General features: G+C 67.4%; 19 protein-coding genes. 16 read left to right on the top strand and 3 right to left on the bottom strand.

The window, feature by feature from the left end:
• Positions 1–52 precede the first annotated feature (52 nt).
• The 6 genes from KTR9_RS23905 to KTR9_RS23880 all read left to right on the top strand — a co-directional run bounded on the left by KTR9_RS23905 (position 53) and on the right by KTR9_RS23880 (position 5,362).
• Positions 53–1,075, top strand: coding sequence for an alpha/beta hydrolase (locus KTR9_RS23905; protein ID WP_014928530.1), 1,023 nt, complete (start codon positions 53–55; stop codon positions 1,073–1,075).
• A 177-nt stretch (positions 1,076–1,252) separates the two neighbouring features.
• The gene (locus KTR9_RS23900; protein WP_014928529.1) at positions 1,253–2,119 is read left to right on the top strand and encodes a hypothetical protein; all 867 of its coding nucleotides are present in this window, start codon (positions 1,253–1,255) and stop codon (positions 2,117–2,119) included.
• 218 nt (positions 2,120–2,337) lie between these two features.
• Complete coding sequence (locus KTR9_RS23895) at positions 2,338–2,631, top strand: metal-sensitive transcriptional regulator (RefSeq protein WP_004020389.1); 294 nt, start codon at positions 2,338–2,340, stop codon at positions 2,629–2,631.
• Positions 2,632–2,682: 51 nt separating this feature from the next.
• A complete protein-coding gene (locus KTR9_RS23890) occupies positions 2,683–2,889 on the top strand; it encodes a heavy-metal-associated domain-containing protein (protein WP_010843166.1) in 207 nt (68 codons plus the stop codon).
• 2 nt (positions 2,890–2,891) lie between these two features.
• Positions 2,892–3,077 (top strand): hypothetical protein, encoded by a 186-nt coding sequence (locus tag KTR9_RS23885; RefSeq protein ID WP_014928528.1) that lies wholly within the window; start codon positions 2,892–2,894, stop codon positions 3,075–3,077.
• Positions 3,074–5,362: a heavy metal translocating P-type ATPase gene (locus tag KTR9_RS23880; protein WP_014928527.1), complete on the top strand. Its 2,289-nt coding sequence runs from the start codon at positions 3,074–3,076 to the stop codon at positions 5,360–5,362. The genes KTR9_RS23885 and KTR9_RS23880 overlap by 4 nt, the downstream gene beginning before the upstream one ends.
• 88 nt (positions 5,363–5,450) lie before the next feature.
• On the opposite strand, the gene KTR9_RS23875 is transcribed toward KTR9_RS23880, so the two are convergent.
• Positions 5,451–6,923 (bottom strand): FAD-binding protein, encoded by a 1,473-nt coding sequence (locus tag KTR9_RS23875; protein ID WP_044507388.1) that lies wholly within the window; start codon positions 6,921–6,923, stop codon positions 5,451–5,453.
• 141 nt (positions 6,924–7,064) lie between these two features.
• Here KTR9_RS23875 and KTR9_RS23870 point away from each other — a divergent pair, with 141 nt between their 5' ends.
• Positions 7,065–8,648: a molybdopterin-dependent oxidoreductase gene (locus KTR9_RS23870; protein ID WP_014928525.1), complete on the top strand. Its 1,584-nt coding sequence runs from the start codon at positions 7,065–7,067 to the stop codon at positions 8,646–8,648.
• 31 nt (positions 8,649–8,679) lie between these two features.
• Here the strand turns inward: KTR9_RS23870 and KTR9_RS23865 are convergent, their stop codons facing one another.
• Together KTR9_RS23865 and KTR9_RS23860 are read right to left on the bottom strand one after the other, a co-directional pair.
• Positions 8,680–9,447 carry an SDR family oxidoreductase gene (locus KTR9_RS23865; protein ID WP_014928524.1) on the bottom strand — a complete coding sequence of 256 codons (768 nt, stop codon included), beginning with the start codon at positions 9,445–9,447 and terminating at the stop codon, positions 8,680–8,682.
• 72 nt (positions 9,448–9,519) lie between these two features.
• Positions 9,520–10,449, bottom strand: a complete 930-nt coding sequence (locus KTR9_RS23860) for an aldo/keto reductase (protein WP_014928523.1) — start codon at positions 10,447–10,449, stop codon at positions 9,520–9,522.
• A 112-nt stretch (positions 10,450–10,561) separates the two neighbouring features.
• Between KTR9_RS23860 and KTR9_RS23855 the strand changes: the two genes are divergently transcribed.
• The 9 genes from KTR9_RS23855 to KTR9_RS23815 all read left to right on the top strand — a co-directional run bounded on the left by KTR9_RS23855 (position 10,562) and on the right by KTR9_RS23815 (position 21,080).
• Positions 10,562–11,146, top strand: a complete 585-nt coding sequence (locus KTR9_RS23855) for a TetR/AcrR family transcriptional regulator (protein ID WP_014928522.1) — start codon at positions 10,562–10,564, stop codon at positions 11,144–11,146.
• A 413-nt stretch (positions 11,147–11,559) separates the two neighbouring features.
• The gene (locus tag KTR9_RS23850) at positions 11,560–12,648 is read left to right on the top strand and encodes a Re/Si-specific NAD(P)(+) transhydrogenase subunit alpha (protein WP_014928521.1); all 1,089 of its coding nucleotides are present in this window, start codon (positions 11,560–11,562) and stop codon (positions 12,646–12,648) included.
• The gene (locus KTR9_RS23845; RefSeq protein ID WP_004020381.1) at positions 12,648–12,953 is read left to right on the top strand and encodes an NAD(P) transhydrogenase subunit alpha; all 306 of its coding nucleotides are present in this window, start codon (positions 12,648–12,650) and stop codon (positions 12,951–12,953) included. Before KTR9_RS23850 ends, KTR9_RS23845 begins: the two co-directional genes overlap by 1 nt.
• A complete protein-coding gene (locus KTR9_RS23840; protein ID WP_010843157.1) occupies positions 12,950–14,482 on the top strand; it encodes an NAD(P)(+) transhydrogenase (Re/Si-specific) subunit beta in 1,533 nt (510 codons plus the stop codon). Before KTR9_RS23845 ends, KTR9_RS23840 begins: the two co-directional genes overlap by 4 nt.
• A gap of 410 nt (positions 14,483–14,892) precedes the next feature.
• Positions 14,893–15,327 carry a nitroreductase family deazaflavin-dependent oxidoreductase gene (locus KTR9_RS23835; RefSeq protein WP_010843156.1) on the top strand — a complete coding sequence of 145 codons (435 nt, stop codon included), beginning with the start codon at positions 14,893–14,895 and terminating at the stop codon, positions 15,325–15,327.
• 221 nt (positions 15,328–15,548) lie between these two features.
• Entirely contained in the window at positions 15,549–16,925 is a 1,377-nt protein-coding gene (locus KTR9_RS23830; protein WP_044507385.1) for an HNH endonuclease, read from the top strand.
• A 152-nt stretch (positions 16,926–17,077) separates the two neighbouring features.
• Positions 17,078–17,542 (top strand): DoxX family protein, encoded by a 465-nt coding sequence (locus KTR9_RS23825; RefSeq protein WP_014928519.1) that lies wholly within the window; start codon positions 17,078–17,080, stop codon positions 17,540–17,542.
• Positions 17,543–17,679: 137 nt separating this feature from the next.
• Positions 17,680–18,654 (top strand): YdcF family protein, encoded by a 975-nt coding sequence (locus KTR9_RS23820; protein ID WP_014928518.1) that lies wholly within the window; start codon positions 17,680–17,682, stop codon positions 18,652–18,654.
• Between the two features lie 140 nt (positions 18,655–18,794).
• Positions 18,795–21,080, top strand: coding sequence for a SulP family inorganic anion transporter (locus tag KTR9_RS23815; RefSeq protein WP_014928517.1), 2,286 nt, complete (start codon positions 18,795–18,797; stop codon positions 21,078–21,080).
• The last annotated feature ends 10 nt before the right edge of the window (positions 21,081–21,090 follow it).

The raw sequence follows: 21,090 nt of genomic DNA, 5'->3' as shown, positions 1-21,090 counted from the left end.
CGACCGGTCAACTCGGTGCGCCCGGTGGGCCGTCGGCGTTAGATTGGCCCCGATGACCCAGATCTCAGCAGACGGCTCGGGGGACGAGGGCACCCCCGATCACGGTGACCCGGTCGCCGCGACGCCGGAACGGATCACCCTCGAGCTCGAACACATCACCCTGCACGCGCTGGCGTGGGGTCCCCTGGCGGGGCCCGTCGTCGTGTGTCTGCACGGATTCCCCGACTCGGCGTGGACGTGGCGGCACCTCGGACCCGAACTAGCCGCCGCCGGGCATCGCGTGATCGCTCCCTTCACACGCGGCTACGCACCGTCGGAAATACCGGCGGACAACGACTTTCACGTTGCAGCACTCGCCTACGACGCGCGAGCGATCCACGGCGCCATCGGCGCGGGCGACGACGCGGTGCTGATCGGGCACGACTGGGGCGCGATGACGGCGAACGCGGTGGCCCACCGCGACGACAATCCGTACGCACGGGTGGTCTCGATGTCGGTGCCACCGGTCCCGGCGGTACGACGCTCGGTCGCCGGCGGGATCGACGGTGCCAGGATCCTCGCGCGGCAGGCGCTGATGAGCTGGTACATCGCGTTCAACCAGTTGCCGTGGCTGCCCGAACGGGCGCTCGACCGGCTGATCCCGCTGCTGTGGCGCCGCTGGCGACTGAACACGGGCACGGCGGCCACGCGACCCGACCACCGACTCGACGTCGACCACGCCCTGGCGGCGTTGCCCACGCGCGCGCACCGGACGGCGGCCCTCGGGTACTACCGCGCGCTGCGCCGCCCGCGGACGCATCCTCGCTACGCCGCGCTGCGAGAAGACTGGTTGGGCGAACCGCGTTGTCCCACGCTGTATCTGCACGGAGCCGAAGACGGGTGCATGCAGTCGCGCCTCACCGACCACGTCCGCGACGTCTTACCCGCCGCCAGCGCGGCCGCGGTCGTCGCCGGGGCGGGTCATTTCCTGCACCTCGACCGGCCCGACGAGGTGAACGAGAGGATCCTCGCGTTCGTCACTTCAAACGCGCGGGGCCGAGAGGGTGGCACCGGACCGGCCCGCTTCGTAGACTGACCCGCGGGATCTTCACCAACAGTGGCCACCGGGGGCGGCCGCTGCAGATGTGCATGCCGGGGGGCTTGCGATCGGGGCGGCACGACGCCCTACGGGCACGAGAAGACCACAATGCGCATCACAGGGGTGTGGTCGCGCGAAGATCTGCGGCGATGCAAGGCATGAAGGGGAGTCCGTATGAACGGCGAGGGCTGTTGGTCGACGGTGGTGTGCCGGCCGGCCGAACGCGCGGCGCTGGGACTGTCGGGTGACTCCGATTGGTTGCTCCAGTGCCGGCTGGCGATCGGCCACCGGGGCAACCACGCCACCGACGCGAGTACGCACCCGCGGCACGATCGGCGTCTCTGGCTCGAGTGGAACGACTTCGACGATCGCGCCCAGTCGCTCATCGAACGCAACCCCTGCCCGGTCCCGTCGCCCGAAGGCGCGGGATGTGTGTTCTTCGCCGGACATGGCGGTCCGCACTTCTACGCGCGCAGCAACGGGCACGCCCCATCGGTGATGACCGGTGCGGGCGCACCCAATCCGCAGTCCGGCACGCCTGATCGCGCCGTCGATCCGCATCGGCAGTCACCCCCGCGGATGGGCTCGCACCGCCTGCCCGACTCGCACCCGGCCGCGTCGCTCTCCGCCCAGCCCCCGGCGCCTGCCGATCCCGAGCCGCACACGTCGTATCGCGGCGGACGGCGCTCGACCAACGTGGAGCCACTGACCGCCGACGATTACCACGGCCGACGCCATCGCACCGATGGCTACGACGTCGCCTACTCGCCGTCGACGGACCCCGCCGATCCACTCGACGGCCCGGGTGTCGGCAGCCCGGGTGCCAGTGGCCCGGTCGTCGGCGGTCCGGGTATCAGCGGCCCCACCGCCGTCCGCCCGGGTTCGGGGCCGACGGGGATTGCGCCGGGGAACCTTCCGGCCGTCCCGGGGCCGGACCCAGGCGCTCCGGGTTTCGACGCCGCCCGGGTCGCCGCCATCGGAGCCGCGCTCGACGAGGTGGCCACCGCCCTGGCCAAGCTGGCTGCCGCGCTGCGGTCGTAGGGGAGGGCACGGCCTGACCCCCACCCCGGGGCCCTCGGCCCGGGTTGTGGGCCGGCGCGCTTGTCCGTGAGCAGGCGACCTCCTCCGCAGGGGCCGACGCCCGCGCGCAGGCGGTGACGTGCCCGGACTCTTCGATACGGTAGGGGGGTACCGTTATCGGCTCGCTGGTGGTATACCTGGTCGGGCATACCCTTGAGGGGTATTCGGACGGGAGAATCATGGACGAGCATCAGCACGGCTACATCGGCCGGAAGGACGACTACCTCCGCCGACTGAAGCGCATCGAGGGCCAGGCGCGCGGACTGCAGCGCATGGTCGAGGAGGACACCTACTGCATCGACATCCTGACCCAGGTGTCGGCGATGACGAAGGCGTTGCAGGCGGTCAGCCTCGGTCTGCTCGAAGAGCACATGGCGCATTGCGTGGTGCATGCCGCGCAGGAGAGCGACGAAGCCGGCAAGGCGAAGGTCGACGAGGCCATGGCCGCGATCACGCGCCTGGTCAAGTCCTGATCGTTCCCGCCTGATCCATCCCCGTAACACGACGATTCGAGGAGTACCGACATGAGCACCACCAGCACCTACACCGTCACCGGCATGACCTGCGGCCATTGCGCCGCGTCGGTCCGCGAGGAGATCGAGGCGCTGCCCGGCGTGACGAGCGTCGAGGTCACCGTCGACGACGGCTCGGTGCGGGTCGCGGCCGACCGTGAACTCGGACGAGACGAGGTCGCGGCAGCCGTCACCGAGGCCGGTTACGCGCTGGTCTGACGATGAGATCCGCTGTCACCGGGCCCCTGACGTATGTCGTCGCGCTGATCGCGGTCTTCGCGATCGCCTTCGGCGTCGGGCGCGCCTGGGGACCCGACGTCGAGCCCGCGCCGCACGATGCGCCCTCGCATGGCGTCGTGGTCACCGACGACCCGTCATCCGACACGCACGGAGGTGATCACCCATGACCGCGAGCACCGGGCAACTGGTCGACCTGGACATCTCCGGGATGACCTGCGCGTCCTGCGCCAACCGCATCGAGCGCAAGCTCAACAAGCTCGACGGCGTGACCGCATCGGTGAACTACGCGACCGAGCGCGCCCACGTCGAAGTGCCCGCCGGCCTGGCGGCCGGGGACCTCGTCGAGGTGGTCCGGGCCGCCGGTTACGATGCCTCGCCGATCCTGCCCGACCCGCCGGCAGACGCCACGGAACACGTCCCGGCGGGGTCCGGCGATCCCGAGCTGGACGGCCTTCGGCAACGCCTGATCGTGTCGGCGATCCTGTCGGTGCCGGTGATCGCGCTCGCGATGGTCCCGGCGTTGCAGTTCACCTACTGGCAGTGGCTGTCCCTGACCCTCGCCGCGCCGGTCGTCGTGTGGGGTGCCTACCCGTTCCACCGGGCGGCGTGGATCAACCTCCGCCACGGCGCGACGACGATGGACACCCTCGTGTCGGTCGGTACCCTCGCGGCGTTCGGATGGTCGCTGTACGCGCTGTTCCTCGGGACCGCGGGCACTCCCGGACTCACCCACGGCTTCGATCTCCTGCCACAGCGGACCGACGGGTCGTCGCACATCTACCTCGAGGCCGCGGCCGGCGTCACGACCTTCCTGCTGGCCGGACGCTACTTCGAGAAGCGCGCCAAACGGCGCGCCGGTGACGCGCTCGCCGCGCTGATGGATCTCGGGGCCAAGGACGTGGTCGTTCGGCGGCCCGGCGGCGACGAGAACCGAATCCCCATCGCGCAGTTGGCAGTCGGCGACGAGTTCGTCGTACGACCCGGTGAGAAGATCGCCACCGACGGCGTCGTCGTCGACGGTGCGTCGGCCGTCGACGCGTCGATGGTCTCCGGAGAATCGGTGCCGGTCGAGGTCACCGCCGGTGACTCGGTGGTCGGCGCGACCGTCAACACCAGCGGTCTGCTCGTCGTCCGCGCGACCGCCGTGGGTTCGGACACCGCGCTCGCCCAGATGGCCCGTATGGTGACGGCGGCGCAGGAGGGCAAGGCCGACGTCCAGCGGTTGGCCGATCGGATCTCCTCGGTGTTCGTCCCGATCGTGATCGCGATCGCGCTTGCCACGCTTGGCTTCTGGCTCGGGGTGGCGTCCACGACCGACTTCGCCGGTGGCGATGTCACCTTCGCGTTCACCGCCGCCGTCGCAGTCCTCATCATCGCGTGCCCGTGCGCGCTCGGGCTCGCCACGCCGACCGCGCTGATGGTCGGTACCGGACGGGGTGCGCAACTGGGCATCCTGCTGAAGGGTCCGGAGGTGCTCGAGTCGACGCGGAGGGTGGACACCATCGTGCTGGACAAGACGGGCACGGTGACGACAGGAGAGATGTCGGTGTCCGGGATCACCGTCGTCGACGGCTACGAGACCGAGCAGGTCCTGGGATGGGCGGCGTCGGTGGAATCGGGGTCGGAACATCCGATCGCGGCGGCCGTCGTCGACGCCGGGCGCGACCACATCGACTCGCACGTACGCGATTTCGTTTCGACGCAGGGCGCCGGTGTGGCCGGGATGGTCGGCGACCGGCTGGTCGAGGTCGTGTCACCGAGCAAGGTCGATGTCCCCCTGCCACACACACTCGACGACGCGGTCGCCACCGCCGAATCCGACGGCGCGACCGCGGTCGTGGTGCTGGCCTCCGACGGTGCATCCGAAACCGCAGCTGCGCAACCGGTTCCCGTTGCCGTGCTCGCGGTGGCCGACCGGGTCAAACCGTCGTCCGCCGCGGCCGTCGCCGAGTTCCGGCGGCTGGGACTGACGCCGAAGCTGCTCACCGGCGACAACGAGGGTGCCGCCCGGGCGGTGGCGTCGAGCGTCGGCATCGACGACGTCACCGCAGGCGTCAGTCCACGCCGCAAGCTCGAGGTGATCGCCGAACTACAGGAGCAGGGTCATGTGGTGGCGATGGTCGGCGACGGGATCAACGACGCCGCCGCACTCGCCCAGGCCGATCTGGGGCTCGCGATGGGGACGGGCACCGACGTCGCGATGGCTGCCAGCGATCTGACCGTCGTGAGTGGCGACCTGCGCGCGGTCGCCGACGCGATCCGGCTCGCGCGTCGCACCCTCGGCACCATCAAGGGAAACCTGTTCTGGGCCTTCGGATACAACGTCGCGGCCATTCCACTCGCCGCCGCGGGCATGCTGAACCCGATGATCGCCGGCGCGGCGATGGCCCTCTCGTCGGTCTTCGTCGTCGGCAACAGCCTGCGACTTCGCGGGTTCACGCCGGGGCGGTGACCGAAAACCGCCCTCGCCGGCAGCGCCGACGACGCTCCGCAGTCTGCGGTGAGCTGGAGGGGCGGTTTTCGACCGGGGTCGCCGACCCTCACGCGCTGGCGGTGACCCGTGCGGCGGCGTGCCGCCCGGCACGGCGTCCGAAGTAGGACCCCTCGCCCAATTGCGTTCCGCTGCAGTATCCTTTGCAGTCCTGTGCGATGTTGGTGGCGCTGGCACCGGCCGCGTACAGGCCGGTGATCACGGTCCCCGATTCGTCGAGCACCTCGCCGTCGATCGAGGTCGCCATTCCGCCCATCGTGAATCCCGCATACATGGCCTTGCCGAGTGACAGGTCGTAGGCCGCCCACGGCCCGGTGTCCTGCGGCTCGAGGAACTCGGCGGCCTTGTGGAAGTCGGGGTCCTCTTTCTTCGCGGCGTTCTCGTTGTAGCGGGCCATGGTCGCCTGCAACCTGCCTTCGGGGATGCCGAGGTCCCGTTCCATCTCCTCGATGGTCTCCCAGCCGTCGATCAGCGGGACGAGGTAGTTCTGCTTCTCGTTCATGTGCGACTCGTTGACGATGAGGTAGGCGACGGAATCCGGCTGCTCGAGAACGAATCCCGATGTTCTCGCGTGGTAGGAGTCCTCGGTGACGAACCGGTCACCGAACTTGTTCACGATGACACCCATGACCATGCTCGCGGGCGGGTAGATGGGGGCGGTGATGAATGCCTTGTCCATGTATTTCAGTGCGGCGCCGACGGATCGGCCCATGCGCAGGCCGAGACCGTCGTCGTAGGTGTTGCCGAGCACGAACGGTTTCTCGGCGAGATGCGGGGTGTGTTCGGCGACCATGTCGGGGTTCATGACGAAGCCGCCGGCGGCGATGATCACCGAGTCGGCGCGGATGACGCCCTCCGCATCGGGGGTCTTCCACGTCACGCCGACAACCGCTCCGTTATCGTCGACGACCAGTTGCCGGGCGCCGGTCTCATACCGGACCTCCGCACCCAGCTCGTCGAGCCGGGAGACGAGCAGGTCGATCACCAGCTTCGCGCCGCCGGTCTCGCCGGGCACCGGCACCTTGTGTCCGCGGGGTGCGGGAACGGCCTGGTCCTTGAACGGCCAGACCTTCTCGTTGCCGGTGAACATCAGTCCTTCGGTGCCGGGCTGGATGACGGCCTTCTCGGGGTAGAAGCTGCGCTCGAAGGTGAAGCCCAGGCCTTCGAGCCAGTTGAAGTGGTCGACACTGTCGGCGCAGTAGGCATGGATCTTGTCTGCCTCGGGATCCAGCGACACCGCGGTGAGGTACTTCTCCATCTCCTCGACGGAGTCGTCCTGGCCGGTGGCCTTCTGGACGGCGGTGCCCCCGCCGAGGTAGAAGAATCCGCCGGACAGCGACGTGGTGCCGCCGGGTGCCGCGGCGCGTTCGAGCAGCAGTACGCGCGCGCCGTTGGCGGCGGCCTCGGCGGCCGCACATCCGCCGGCGATGCCGAATCCGATCACGACGACGTCGACCTCGTCGGAGAACTCGCTCACCGAATCGAGTGCGACGGTCTCCGGGATCTCGGTGCTGGTAGCCATGCGGATCAGATTAGCCGACAAACTAGAACCTGTTCTAGTCTCTGGTAACGATTGGTGCGGCGGTATGCCCGGATGGTCACCGCCCGGTCTCGGAACCGATCGCACACGGCGTATTCACAGGTTCCTCCGCTATCAAGAAATATGCCCTCGATCACGACGCGTCATGCAACCTCGCCGGCTCCCGCGCTGGCGGGTGTGGTCGCCGTCGGTGCGGCGCTGGCCGCGGGCGAACTGGCCGCCGTTCCCGTGTCGCCGGACGCGTCCCCCTACTTCGCCGTGGGATCCACGGTCGTCGACCATTCGCCCGAGGCGGTCCGCAAGTGGGCGATCGAGACGTTCGGGGTCGCCGACAAGCTGGCGCTGTTCATCGGCATGGGCATCCTCATCGCGGTGCTCGCGGCGGCGTGCGGATACCTCGAACGGCGACGACCCCCGCTCGGCTCCCTGGTGATCGCGGGCTTCGGGCTGGTCGGGGTGCTCGCCGCGATGAACCGGCCGGATGCGACCTGGACCCACGCGCTGCCGTCGATCGTCGCCGGGGTGGTCGGGGTCGTCGTGCTGCGGGTCCTGATCGCGCAAATGGGTTCCGACGAGCCGCCGGCCGCCGAGACCGACACCGACTCCGCGGATGACACGCCGAAACCGGCTGCACGGTCGGCATTCACGCGCCGCTTCGTGCTCACCGCGGGCGGCGTGGCGGCTGCCGCGGTCGTGGTCGGTGTCGTGGCCCGACGGGTGCTCGCCGACACGGCGGGCGTCGTCGCCGACCGCGCCCGGGTTCTGTTGCCGCGCGCGGCCGAGAAGGCGCCGCCCATCCCGGCAGGTGCGCAGCTCAAGGTCTCGGGCGCAACACCTTTCATGACCGACAACGCCGATTTCTATCGAATCGACACGGCGCTACAGGTCCCCACGCTGACCACCGGTGAGTGGCGACTGCGGATTCACGGAGACGTGGACCGCGAGGTGACACTGTCCTGGGATGACCTGCTCGCCATGCCGATGACCGAGCGGATCGTGACCCTCGCCTGCGTGTCGAACGAGGTCGGCGGCGATCTCGTCGGCAACGCCAAGTGGCTGGGGGTGCCGATGCGCGAGGTCCTCGACCTCGCGGGTGTGCGGCCCGGCGCCGACATGCTGCTGTCCACCAGCGTCGACGGTTGGACTTGCGGCACACCGATTTCGGCGGTCACCGACGGACGTGACGCCCTTCTCGCCGTGGGGATGAACGACTCGCCGCTTCCCCTCGAGCACGGATATCCGGTCCGGCAGGTGGTGCCTGGGCTGTACGGATATGTCTCGGCGACGAAGTGGGTCGTCGATTGGGAGATCACGCGCTTCTCCGAGGCCAACGCCTACTGGACCACACGGGGGTGGTCGGCGCTCGGACCGATCAAGATGGCCTCGCGCTTCGACCGTCCAGCCGACGGAACCGAGCACCCGGCAGGCGAGGTAGTCGTCGCCGGCACCGCATGGGCCCAGCACACCGGTGTCGAGCGCGTCGAGGTGCGCGTCGACCAGGGGCCATGGCAGCCCGCCGAGCTGACCACGGAATACAGCATCGACACCTGGCGGCAATGGAAGTTCGTCTGGCAGGCGACGAAGGGCAACCACACCCTTGAATGCCGGGCGATCGATCAGCAGGGGAAACCGCAGATCGAGCGCTACCAGGCGCCGGCGCCCGACGGTGCAAGCGGGCTGGACGACCGCACGTACACCATCGTCTGACCTCGAGGGTCCTGCGATTCGAGGAGGACCCTCAGGCACGCTCCCCGTTCAGCATCCGACCGCCGTCCACCACGATCTCAGAGCCCACCGTCCATGCCGATTCATCCGACGCCAGGTAGAGGACGGCGCGCGCGACCTCGTCCGCGGTCCCGAATCGCCCGGCCGGGATGCCGGCGGTGATGTTGGTGGCCATCTGATCGCGATGCTCGACGGGTAAGCCCATCTTGTCGTACAGCGGGGTCTCGACCGGACCGGGACTGACGGCGTTGAAACGCACTCCGCGGCTGAGGAACTCGCTAGTGAGCGTCTTGGACAGGTTGAGCAGTGCCGCTTTGGACGCACCGTACACACTCGAGTTCGCGGACCCCACATGGGCGTTGACCGAGGTGTTGAGGACCACCGACGCCGGGTCGGCGAAGACGGGCATCAGCGCTTGGGTGAGGAAGTAGGGACCCTTCACGTTGATGTCGAAGACTCGGTCGTAGCTCTCCTCGTCCCAGTTCTCCATGGGCTGCCACACCGACACCCCTGCGTTCAGGAACGCGACGTCGAGCCGGCCGTAGTGATCGGCGATCGTGGCTGCGAGTCGGCGCTGTGCCTCCACCGACGCTGAATCGGCGGCCACGACGAGGACCTCGGATCCCAGCTCCTCCTGCGCCTGCGCCAACGACGTCGGGTTGACGCCGGTGATCACCACGCGGGCGCCCTCGGACAGAAACAGCTTCGCCGTGGCGAGCCCGATGCCGGTGGTTCCACCGGTGATGAGTGTACGTTTGCCGCTGAGTCGTGAACCGGACATGTCTTCCTCTTTCTATTGGTTACTTCGTGAACTGGTGGCGCAGAACTTGTACTGCGACAGCTGAATTGACCGTCAGTCAGCGATGCCGCCGTGCGGGGCGATCCGGTCGATACGGGCGAGATCGTCGACGCTGAGCTCGAGGTCGGCGGAGGCGTTGTTCTGTGCAACCCGCTCGGCGTCGCCGGATCCGGGGATGGGGACGATGTACGGCTTCCGGGCGACGAGCCACGCCAACGCCAGCTGTGAAAGAGTCACACCTTTGTCCTGGGCGAGGTCGGCCAGCCGCCTGACGATGTCGAGATTCGCCTCGAAGTTGCCCGGTCGCCACCACGGTGAGCGACGGCGGAAGTCGTCGGCCGCCAGGGCATCTCGGGGCTGCACGGCTCCGGTCAAGAATCCTCGTGCGAGCGGGGCATAGGCGACGAGGCCGATGCCCAGTTCCTCGAGCAAGTCCAGAACCGCCTCGGACTCACGGGAGAAGATCGAGTACTCGGTCTGCACGACGCTGATCGGGTGCATGGAATGGGCCCGGCGGATGTTCTCCGCGTTCGTGTTGGACAAGCCCAGGTATTTGACCTTGCCGGCGTCCACGTACTCCGTCATCACCCCGACGACTTCCTCGATCGGCACCGCCGGGTCGTCGATGTGCTGATAGAGCACGTCGATGTGATCGACTCCGAGGTGGCGGAGGCTGTTGTCGACGACATCGCGTATGTGGTCGGGTCGAGAGTTCGGCTTCAGGGGCGGCTCGAAACCGAACTTCGTCGCGATCGTGACGTCGTCGCGAACGGGCGCGAGCGCTCTGCCCAGCAGCCGCTCGCCCCTGCCCCAGCCATACAGTTCCGCGGTGTCGAAGAGCGTGACACCGTCGTCGACGGCGCGGCGGATCGCCGCGATCGACGCGTCGTCCGTGCTGGTGTCGGTCCCCAGTGCGATGCGCATCGCGCCATAGCCGAGCACTGACGTGGTGAGTCCCTGGCGTCCGAGTTCGCGTGTCCGCATGACCTGTCCTTTCGTCGCTGAAAGTCACACTACGTCATATGTGTCAGAATCTGACAATCAAGTCGGACAGCGACACGGTCCGCAGTCTCTGTCAGGCCGTTAGGGTGGGGTGATGAGTGTGGGCGACGCTTCCGGAGGACTTCGCGCAGTAGCCAGGGATGCCGTGCGGCAGCGCCTGTCCGATGTGGCGATCGATCTGTTCGCCGAACAGGGTTTCGAGGCCGTGACGATCGAGCAGATCGCCGAAGTCGCCGGCGTGTCGGCGCGCAGTGTGCATCGCTACTTCCCGGCCAAGGAGGACCTGGTGATCGGCATGCTCGAGGCCAACGGCGAGTTCGTGCGGGATGCGCTCCTCGCGCGGAACGGCGACGAGCCGGTTCTGAAGTCCTTGCACGCCGCGTACTCGGAATTGGTCGAACAGGGATCGTCAGCACCCCGCTACCGGGTCGCGATGCGCCTGTTGTCGAGCACGTCGACGCTGCGCGCCCGCAATGTCGAGAAGCACCTGGCGTGGGCGGAACTGCTCACGCCGATTGTCGCGGAACGGCTTCGGGGCACGGACGCCGATCTTCGAGCTCACGTGCTGGTCGAAGCCAGCCTTGCCGCTTTCCAGCTGGCCATGATCGCGTGGGCCGACGATCCGGATGATCGTTCGAGGCTGGAGTTGCTCGACATCGCCTTTCGCGACCTGGAATGACAGCGGAGGGAAGAGCTCTCGAGCGCCGGACCGGAGGGGTTCGACGGGTGGGTGCTCCTCCGAGCTGGCGGCCGCGGGGTGTTCCGAAGGAAGGCGGGCGGACGACACCTGTTCAGACATGTGTCCAGAAATGAGCGAAACCGCAGCGTCAAGGGTTGAGTGAGGTATCTGACTCACCTGAGTTCCCGCTGAGAACGCATGTTATGTTCAACGCACATTTATGTGAGCCGGGTGACAGTCATCCCTAGTCCCACCCGTGCACTCGTGACCTGCGCCAGGTCGTCCGTTTCGCCGACACACATGGCGGAGCTGCACGATCTGGGAGCAGGTCACCTCGTTGACAAGACGCGCCGAGCACAGGCGCCAACCAGCGGCGCCGCGGTGAGCGGCGCCGGATCAGACAGGTGAGACAGATGACAGTGGGTGTCGTGCGCGAGACGGCCGAGGGGGAGCGCCGGGTGGCGCTGGTCCCGAAGGTCGTTGCCGCGCTGGTGGGCAAGGGTGTGCCCGTCGTGGTGGAGTCGGGGGCCGGTCTCGGCGCCCTGATTCCCGACGAGGCGTACACCGAAGCCGGAGCGACGATCGGCGATCCGTACGGGGCCGATGTGGTTCTGCGGGTGTCGCCGCCGTCGGATTCCGAGATCGCGAAACTGCGCAGTGGGCAGAAGCTGATCGGTTTCCTCGCGCCGCGTAACGCCGACAATCAGATCGGCACGCTACGCGCGGCCGGTGTGGAGGCGTATGCGGTGGAAGCCATCCCGCGTATCTCCCGGGCGCAGGTGATGGATGCGCTGAGCTCGCAGGCCAACGTCGCGGGCTACAAGTCGGTCGTGGTGGCGGCGGATGTGTCGACGCGGTTCTTCCCGATGCTGACAACCGCCGCCGGAACGGTGAAGCCGGCGACGGTGCTGGTACTCGGCGTCGGCGTGGCGGGTCTGCAGGCATTGGCGACGGCCAAGCGCCTGGGTGCGCGGACCACCGGGTACGACGTGCGTCCCGAGGTCGCCGAGCAGGTCCGTTCGGTCGGCGCCCAGTGGCTCGACCTGGGAATCGACGCGGCCGGTGAGGGCGGGTACGCCCGTGAGCTCACCGAGGATGAGCGCGCACAGCAGCAGCAAGCGCTCGAAGACGCCATCAAGGGGTTCGACGTGGTGATCACCACCGCGCTGGTGCCGGGCCGTCCGGCCCCGCGCCTGGTGACCGCGGCCGCGGTCGAGGGCATGAAGCCGGGCAGCGTGGTCGTCGACCTCGCGGGCGAGACCGGCGGCAACTGCGAGTTGACCGAACCGGGGCAGACCGTCGTGAAGCACGACGTGACGATCGCGGCACCGCTGAACCTGCCGGCGACCATGCCCGAGCACGCCAGTGAGCTGTACTCGAAGAACCTGCTGGCGTTGATCGAGCTGATGCTCGACGACAACGGCTCCATCACACCGGATTTCGACGACGAGGTCGTTGCGGCCGCGTGTGTCACACGCGAGGCACAGGAGGTGTCTGCCTGATGTATGCCGGACTTCTCGCGAATCTCGCGATCCTGGTGCTCGCCGGGTTCGTCGGCTTCGCCGTCATCTCCAAGGTCCCCAACACCCTGCACACACCGCTCATGTCGGGCACCAACGCCATTCACGGCATCGTCGTGCTCGGCGCGCTGGTCGTCCTGGGCAAGTTGCCCGCCGACGCCGGGTGGGGTGTGCGCATCATCGCCTTCGTCGCGCTGGTTTTCGGCACGCTCAACGTGATCGGTGGCTTCGCGGTCACCGACCGGATGCTGGGCATGTTCAAGGGTAAGAAGGAGGCGGCCAAGTGAACGGCTCGCAATTGGTGCTCGCGGCAGGCGCGCACACCCCGAGCGAAGGCATCGCCTATCTGGTGACCGCGCTCTACATCGTGTCGTTCTCCCTGTTCATCTACGGTCTGATGGGCCTGACCGGGCCCAAGACCGCGGTGCGCGGCAACTGGATCGCCGCGGTGGGTATGGGTCTGGCCGTCGCCGCGACGCTGCTCTACGTCTGGAATGAGGGCGCGGTCGGTTCCGACGGACACTCGACCGAGGGCGTGCCGACGATCAACTGGGTGCTGATCGCGGTGGGTCTGATCCTCGGTGTCGCACTGGGTATCCCGCCGGCACTGAAGACCAAGATGACGGCGATGCCGCAGCTGGTCGCACTGTTCAACGGCGTCGGCGGTGGCACCGTCGCGCTCATCGCGTGGGCAGAGTTCATCGAGACCTCCGGGTTCTCGACGTTCCACAACATCGAACCGGCGTCGCCGCTGGTGATCGGTTCGCTGATCGCGGCGATCATCGGCTCGATCTCGTTCTGGGGATCGTTGGTGGCCTTCGCCAAGCTGCAGGAGATCATGCCCAAGGGGCTGGAGAAGACGTTCGTCTCCAACGCCAAGCTGTTCCAGGCCGCCAACATCGTGCTGCTCATCGTCGCACTCGGTGTGGCGATCTACCTCGGAGTCGACGCCTCGAACGGTGGGGGCGCGAGCATCTGGTGGATGGTGGGTCTACTGGTCGCCGCGGGCGTGATGGGACTGTTCGTGGTGTTCCCCATCGGCGGCGCGGACATGCCGGTGGTGATCTCGTTGCTGAACGCGATGACGGGTCTGTCGGCTGCGGCCGCGGGTATCGCGCTGGACAACACGGCGTTGATCGTGGCCGGCATGATCGTCGGCGCCTCGGGATCGATCCTGACCAACCTCATGGCCAAGGCCATGAACCGGTCGATCCCGGCCATCGTGTTCGGCTCCTTCGGTGGCGGCGATGCCGCTGCCGCAGGCGGCCCCGGCGCCGAGGGCGGCACCGTCAAGGCGACCTCGGCCGCCGACGCCGCGATCCAGATGGCCTACGCCAACCAGGTCATCGTCGTTCCCGGTTACGGTCTCGCCGTGGCGCAGGCCCAGCACGCGGTCAAGGAGATGGCAAAGCTGCTCGAGGCCAAGGGCGTCGAGGTCAAGTACGCGATCCATCCGGTCGCCGGCCGCATGCCCGGTCACATGAACGTGCTGCTCGCCGAAGCCGACGTCGAGTACGACTCGATGAAAGAGATGGACGACATCAACGGTGAGTTCAGCCGGACCGACGTAGCCATCGTCATCGGCGCCAACGACGTCACCAACCCCGCGGCGCGCAACGATCCGAGTTCGCCGATCCACGGCATGCCGATCCTCAACGTCGACGAGGCGCGGTCCACCATCGTGCTGAAGCGGTCGATGAGTTCCGGTTACGCCGGCATCGAGAACCCGCTGTTCTTCGCCGACGGAACCAGCATGCTCTTCGGCGACGCCAAGAAGAGCGTCGACAGCGTCATCGAGGAACTCAAGGCGCTCTAGCGTTTTCGCGTACCTCTCGGGACCCCGGCAACCGTTCTGGTTGCCGGGGTCTCGCAGTTCATTGCTCCCTTCAGGTGTGAGCGAAGCGAGCCACCCCTGCTCCCCCCTGCTCCCCCCTGCTCCCTGAGGTGCGAGGAGCGATAGCGACGAGCCACGAAGGGTTTGGCGAGTGGGCCTGCCAGACCCTTCGTGACGCGCCCTCCGCAAGCTCCGGGCGCTCCTCAGGGAGCATGGGGTCGCATCTTTCGGATCAGGGAGCAGGGCGGGCCAGTGGGTTCTGCGGTTCTTTCGGATCAAGGACCAGTGGTCGCGGTGTCCAGTCGTGATCGAGCAGGAATCGAGAAGCGACCCCCGCGCGTCGGGCCGTAGTGTCGACGCCAATCGCCCGATCGGCCACGGAGGAAGAAGAGATGTCCCTGTCACCACGATCCCTGTCGCTCTGGTATCAGCGAAAGATGAACGAGCGCACCGTCACCCGCATCCGGAACAAGTCCGGATCGATGTGGGGTATGGAGATGCTCATCCTGCGCACGACCGGTCGGCGGTCCGGCCTGGTGCGCGAGACGCCGCTGAGCTGGTTCGCCGACGGCGACCACTGGCTGGTCGTCGCATCGGGTGGTGGCGACAGGAACCCGGACTGGTTCGCCAATCTGACAGCGAATCCCGGAGGCGTGTCAGTCGAGCGCCACGGGGAGGCGCCGGTGGCCGTGCGGCCGGTCGTACTCGACGCGGACGAGCGCGCGACGGCGTGGAACCGGGTGGTCGAGGCGCAACCGAGATACGCCAAATACCAGAAGAAGTCATCGCGGGAGTATCCGCTCGTCAAGCTGGTTGCCTCTCAGTAGTGATCTCCGGGCCGGGATCGAGGCCGCCCGGAGCATCGAGAACATGACGAGGGTGAATAGCGATGATCCACAGTTCGTGTTCCGCGGAACACTCGTGACCTCGGGTTTGAGGCCCGGAGGATTGTCGGTGCCGCCCGATATCTTGTTCTCGTACCTTTCGTTCGGTTCAGGGGGTTGCGGTGGGGGTCAGTGCTTTTCGTTCGGTCGGGGATGTTGCGTCGATGTTCGACGGTGCGGATCCCGGGTCTTTGTCTGATGAGGTTCTCGAGGCGAGGGTGTTGGGGTATGCCGCGCAGATCACTGCGCTGACTGCGGATTTCCTTGATCTGGTGGGGGAATTGGGCGGGCGGGAGTCGTGGCGGGGGCCGGGGATTCATTCACTGGCGCACTGGTTGTCGTGGAAGGCCGGCATTGCATCGCGAACGGCGCATGAGCATGTGAGGGTCGCAAGGGCGATACGAGAGTTGCCGGTGATCTGCAGGGCTTTTGGCGAAGGTCGGTTGTCGTATTCGAAGGTGCGGGCGTTGACGCGGGTGGCCACGCCGGAGCGTGAGCAGGAGTTGGTGAATGTGGCGCTGTCGTGCACGGCGAGTCAGTTGGATCGGGCGGTGCGGGCGATGGGCCAGATCGATCGTGATCGTGGTGTCGAGGAGGACAACCGGCCGCCGAAGGAGTCGACGGGCCGGTGGAAGTGGAATGCTGACGGGTCGTTGTCGGTGTCGTTGACGTTGAGTCCGTTGGATGGTGCGCGGTTTCTGGCGGGTGCGGTGCGTGCGGAGTACGAGCGGACCCGGACCTGCGACGATCCGGATCTACCCACCGACCAGAGTGTTCCGCGGAACACCGAACCGGACTCGGAGGTGGTTCCGTCGCGGCGTCGGGATCTGTGGCGGCAGGTGCCGTCGAATGTGGCGCCGGCGGTGGTGGCGATGGCCGACATGGTGCATGACGGGATCGCGATGCCTGATGTTGCGCCGGGTGCGGAGATCCTCATTCATGCCGGTGAGGAGATGGAGTCCGCTCAGCTCGATGATGGTCCGGCGTTGTCTGAGGTCGAGGTGGCCGAGTCTCGGTGTGGCGCGTCGATTCGAGATGTGGTGAGTCGCAGGGTTCCCGGGCAGCCGGGGAAGCTGGCTTTGTTGGGTGTGGGGCGTCGTAGTCGTGTGCCGACCAAGGCGTTGGTGCGGGCGTTGTTTGTGCGGGATCGGTGTTGTCAGATGCCGGGGTGTGGTCGGACGCGTCATCTGCATGCTCATCATGTGCAATTGTGGTCGGTGGGTGGGCGGACGGATCCGGACAATCTGATCTTGTTGTGCGGGTCGTGTCACCGGTCGTTGCATCGGGGTGAGTTCTCGATCACTGCGCATGGGTTGCAGCGGTTCACGTTTCACCGGCCTGACGGTGCCGAGATCGCGGTTGCTCCGCCGACGGTCAAACCCTATGGGTGGCGGCCTGATCCGCGGGTCGGTGTGGAGGCGACGGTCCCGGTCGGCGGGGGTCGGATGGATCTGGGGTACACCACCGAGGTGCTCTACGCCGTATGGGAATGGAAGGAACGCAACTCGTCTCGCGCAAATTTCGCAAGGTCGGCAGCGTAGTCGTCGATCGTCGAAGGCCAGTGATCACCGCGGTGCCCGGACAACGACGCCAGTCCGTCCCCGAGGGTGCAGGCCGATCCGGCGATGAGTTCTGGCGAGCAGGCGTGTCTATCCCTGCACAACCCACTCGCACCACTCGCCAGGAGGCCATCATGACTCGCAACAGCACCACCGGAGACACCGCCAGCCCGGCGGCCACGACCAACATCACGTCCTCCGACGAGGCGCGACCGGCCCGCCGGAACCGGCGGCGCACCACGGGAATCGTCATCAGCGTCCTCGTCGGCGCGTTCCTCGCCTTCGACATCGTCATCAAGCTGACGCGCCCGCAGGAGGTGGTCGATTCGATGGCGAAGCTGGGCTTCCCGATCGACCAGGCGCTTGTGATGGGTGTCGTCTTGCTGGTCTGTCTCATCGTGTTCGCCATCCCGCGCACCGCGGTCCTCGGCGCTCTGGGCATCACGGCCTACCTGGGTGGTGCGGTGACCGCCAACATGCGGATCGAGGCACCGCTCTTCGACACGGTCCTGTTCGCGGTCTACACCGGCGTGCTGATGTGGATCGGTCTGGCCCTGCGTCGTCCGGAGCTGCTGAAGGTGGCCGGCCTGAAGCGATGAGCCGGTCAACGTGACGGTGTTCGGCCCCGCGCCCGTTACCGATCTGGGATCGGACGGGTGTGGGGTCGTTGCGTATCTCTCGTACTGTTACGCGAGTGACTGGTGTTACCAGAGTTAAGCGGAGGACAACTGCGGCGGTGGCGGCGATCGCCGTCGCCGCGCTCGGTGGCGTCGCGGTCGGGACATTGCCGGCGCAGGACGCCTCGGTGGTGACGACAGCGTCCGCGATCGACCCAGCCGGTCTGTACAACAACGCGCAGTCGAAGTTCGCCGGGGGTGACGTCGCGGGCGGCCTCGAACTCCTGCAGCAGGTCCTCGCGGTGGCGCCCGCCGATTCCGATGCACTTGCACTCCAGGCGATCTGGTCGGACCAGCTCGATGACGTCGTGGTGGGCCGGTCCGCACTCAACCGACTGGCGATGATCAATCCGGCGTTGGCGACGACGGCGCGCAACATCATCTCGGGTGTCGCGACCGCCGCGCAGATCGTGCCGGCGACCACACCTCAACCGGTGTCCGGGCGAGTGGCCATCGTCGTGCTCGGGTACGGACTGAATGCGAACGGGAAGATGGCGCCGGAACTCGTCAACCGGGTGTCGGCCGGCAAGGCGCAGTCGGAGGTGACGCCCGGGGCTCCCCTCGTGGTAACCGGAGGCGTGCCGAAGAAGGGCATCACCGAGGCGGCCGCGATGCGGACGTGGCTCCTGGACAACGGTGTCAGCGCGAGCCGCATCCTCGTCGAGGACAAGTCCGGGTCGACGGTGGGCAACGCGCAGAACACCGCCGAGATCCTGCGGGCGCAGGGTATCCGGGACATCGTGCTCGTCACGTCGCCCAATCACATCCGACGCGGTGCCGCGGACTTCGGAGCCATGGGTCTGCGGGTCGTCGGGTCCCTCACCACCGCAACGGACCTCGAGAAGTACCGAACCCCCCTCACCAAGGCCCAGCAGACCGGTATCAGGTTGGAAGCCACCCGGACCGCACGCATCCCGGCCACCCATGAACCCGGTCTGCTTCCGCAGAATCTCCCCGAGACCGGCCCCGGTCTCATCCCGGAGATCGGCGGGAAGATCCTCCAGGAACTCCTGAAGGCGGGATCGTCGGCCTGACACCCGAATCCGGCCCCCGTGGCCGATCGGCGTGAAGTGAATCACAGTGCCGCCCTGCTGCGCTGCGGTTTCACAGCATTCCGCCGCGGGAGTTCATCTGATGTCAACAAACCGTCGGTAGCGTCGGACATATGCGAAAAATGGGGAGTCGGGGCCCCGGAATTCGCGAGGTGGTGCGGTACGACCTACCCGCATCTCTCGTTGTTTTCCTTGTGGCCCTTCCGTTGTCATTGGGTATCGCGATCGCATCGGATGCCCCCGTACTGGCCGGGCTCATCGCCGCGGTCGTCGGTGGGATCGTTGCCGGGCTGATAGGTGGTAGCGCACTACAGGTTTCGGGACCGGCCGCCGGTCTGACCGTGGTCGTCGCCGACATGGTCGCCAACTTCGGTTGGCGCGTCACATGTTTCATCACCGTCGGTGCGGGCGTCTTGCAGATCCTGTTCGGTCTGAGCCGGATCGCGGGCGCCGCGCTGGCCATCGCGCCGGTGGTCGTCCACGCGATGCTCGCCGGTATCGGCATCACCATCGCGTTGCAGCAGATCCATGTGCTGCTCGGCGGGAGTTCGGCGAGCAGTGCGTGGGAGAACGTGACCTCGCTGCCCGCGGGACTGGCGGACATCGAGACTTCGGACGCGCTCGTGGGTGGTACGGTGATCGCCGTCCTGCTCATCTGGCCGCTGATGCCGGCCGCGGTGCGCAAGGTGCCCGGCCCGCTCGTGGCGATCGTCGGTGCGACGGCGTTGACGATCGTCTTCGGCCTCGACGTCGAACGGATCAGCATCGACGGCAACTTCTTCGAAGCCATCACTCTTCCCGAACTCCCCGACAGCAGTTGGGCTGCAGTGCTTCTCGGGGTGCTGACGGTCGCGCTGATCGCCAGCGTCGAGTCGCTGCTGTCCGCGGTCGCGGTGGACAAGATGCACACCGGTCCGCGCAGCGACCTCAATCGCGAACTGCTCGGGCAGGGCAGTGCGAACATCACTTCGGGGATGCTCGGCGGACTGCCGGTCACCGGCGTGATCGTGCGCAGCACCACCAACGTCAACTCCGGCGCGCGGACCTCGGCGTCGGCGGTCATGCACGGCGTGTGGGTGCTGGTCTTCGCCGCGCTGCTCACCGGGCTGGTCGAGCAGATCCCGATGGCCGCTCTGGCGGGCCTGCTGGTGGTCATCGGCATCCAGCTGGTGAAGCTGGCGCACATGCGGATCGCGCTGCGCACCGGAGATCTGTGGGTCTATGTCATCACGGTGGTGGCGGTGGTCTTCCTCAATCTGCTCGAGGGCGTGGGCATCGGCCTGGCGGTGGCGATCGGACTCGTCGTGTGGCGGGTGGTCCGCGCCGAGATCATCTCGGAGGCAAGCGGTACCGACGATGGTGCGCAGCAATGGACAGTACGCGTGCGCGGCTCGCTGAGCTTCCTGTCGTTGCCGAAGCTGAACAAGGCGTTGTCGCAGGTGCCGGACGGGGCGCACCTGACGCTCGAACTCGACACCGACTTCCTCGACAACGCGGCGTCGGAGATGCTCGAGGACTTCCGCTGGGCGCACGAGGCCGGCGGCGGCACGGTGCTCGTCGTCGAGAAGGGGCGTGCCCGGCTCGTCGACGCCCCTCGACGTCCACCGCGGCGCCACACCTCCGGTTTCGCCGGACTGACACCGTGGCGCAATCGAACCGAGTCGGAGACGTCGGTGGACTCGGACCGTCCGGCCGCGCTCCGGTCGGTCCTCGGCGGAGTCGACGAGTACGAGAACGAGCATGCCGACGCCCTGCGCGCGATGCTGGCCGATGTCACCGAGGCGCAGGACCCCGATTCGTTCTTCGTGACATGTGCCGACTCGCGGCTGCTGCCCAACATCATCACCGCCAGCGGTCCGGGCGACCTGTTCACGGTGCGCAACGTGGGTAATCTGATACCGACCGACAGTGACGACGTATCAGTCGAGGCCGCACTGGAGTTCGCGATCGGGGAGCTGGGGGTGTCGTCCATCGTCGTCTGCGGTCACTCGTCGTGCGGGGCGATGCACGCGCTGCTCGACAGCGAACGGTCAGCCGATCACGACCACCAGACCGGATCGGCGACGCCGTCGGAGCAGACGCCGATTCAGCGTTGGCTCAAGCACGCGGTCCCGAGCCGAGTGGCCTTCCGGCACGGGCACCCGGCCGGACGCGCCGCGGCCGAGTTGGGAATGGCCGAGGTCGACCAGTTGGCCGTGGTGAACGTCGCGAAGCAGATCGAGACGCTCGCGCGGCACCCGCTCGTCGGACGCGCCGCGGCAGACGCGCGACTGCGCATCGTCGGACTGTACTTCGACATCGCGACCGCACGTGTCTACGAGGTCACCCCGCAGAGCATCGCGCCGGTCACCGGTGACGATTCGCTCCGCTCCCGGCGCCGCGATCCCGAAACGACATCTGCGCGTTGACGATGCTGCT

Origin of the sequence: Gordonia sp. KTR9 (genome assembly GCF_000143885.2) — a bacterium.
In the GTDB taxonomy this organism is placed as follows: domain Bacteria; phylum Actinomycetota; class Actinomycetes; order Mycobacteriales; family Mycobacteriaceae; genus Gordonia.
This window is presented reverse-complemented; position numbering and strand designations above follow the sequence as displayed.

Coding starts and splice junctions, on each gene's coding strand:
- KTR9_RS23830 (WP_044507385.1), top strand. CDS start 15,549: ATGTTCGACGGTGCGGATCCCGGGTCTTTGTCTGATGAGGTTCTCGAG.
- KTR9_RS23835 (WP_010843156.1), top strand. CDS start 14,893: ATGTCCCTGTCACCACGATCCCTGTCGCTCTGGTATCAGCGAAAGATG.
- KTR9_RS23895 (WP_004020389.1), top strand. CDS start 2,338: ATGGACGAGCATCAGCACGGCTACATCGGCCGGAAGGACGACTACCTC.
- KTR9_RS23855 (WP_014928522.1), top strand. CDS start 10,562: ATGAGTGTGGGCGACGCTTCCGGAGGACTTCGCGCAGTAGCCAGGGAT.
- KTR9_RS23875 (WP_044507388.1), bottom strand. CDS start 6,923: ATGGCTACCAGCACCGAGATCCCGGAGACCGTCGCACTCGATTCGGTG.
- KTR9_RS23825 (WP_014928519.1), top strand. CDS start 17,078: ATGACTCGCAACAGCACCACCGGAGACACCGCCAGCCCGGCGGCCACG.
- KTR9_RS23870 (WP_014928525.1), top strand. CDS start 7,065: ATGCCCTCGATCACGACGCGTCATGCAACCTCGCCGGCTCCCGCGCTG.
- KTR9_RS23845 (WP_004020381.1), top strand. CDS start 12,648: ATGTATGCCGGACTTCTCGCGAATCTCGCGATCCTGGTGCTCGCCGGG.
- KTR9_RS23885 (WP_014928528.1), top strand. CDS start 2,892: ATGAGATCCGCTGTCACCGGGCCCCTGACGTATGTCGTCGCGCTGATC.
- KTR9_RS23815 (WP_014928517.1), top strand. CDS start 18,795: ATGGGGAGTCGGGGCCCCGGAATTCGCGAGGTGGTGCGGTACGACCTA.
- KTR9_RS23850 (WP_014928521.1), top strand. CDS start 11,560: ATGACAGTGGGTGTCGTGCGCGAGACGGCCGAGGGGGAGCGCCGGGTG.
- KTR9_RS23865 (WP_014928524.1), bottom strand. CDS start 9,447: ATGTCCGGTTCACGACTCAGCGGCAAACGTACACTCATCACCGGTGGA.
- KTR9_RS23880 (WP_014928527.1), top strand. CDS start 3,074: ATGACCGCGAGCACCGGGCAACTGGTCGACCTGGACATCTCCGGGATG.
- KTR9_RS23900 (WP_014928529.1), top strand. CDS start 1,253: ATGAACGGCGAGGGCTGTTGGTCGACGGTGGTGTGCCGGCCGGCCGAA.
- KTR9_RS23860 (WP_014928523.1), bottom strand. CDS start 10,449: ATGCGGACACGCGAACTCGGACGCCAGGGACTCACCACGTCAGTGCTC.
- KTR9_RS23905 (WP_014928530.1), top strand. CDS start 53: ATGACCCAGATCTCAGCAGACGGCTCGGGGGACGAGGGCACCCCCGAT.
- KTR9_RS23890 (WP_010843166.1), top strand. CDS start 2,683: ATGAGCACCACCAGCACCTACACCGTCACCGGCATGACCTGCGGCCAT.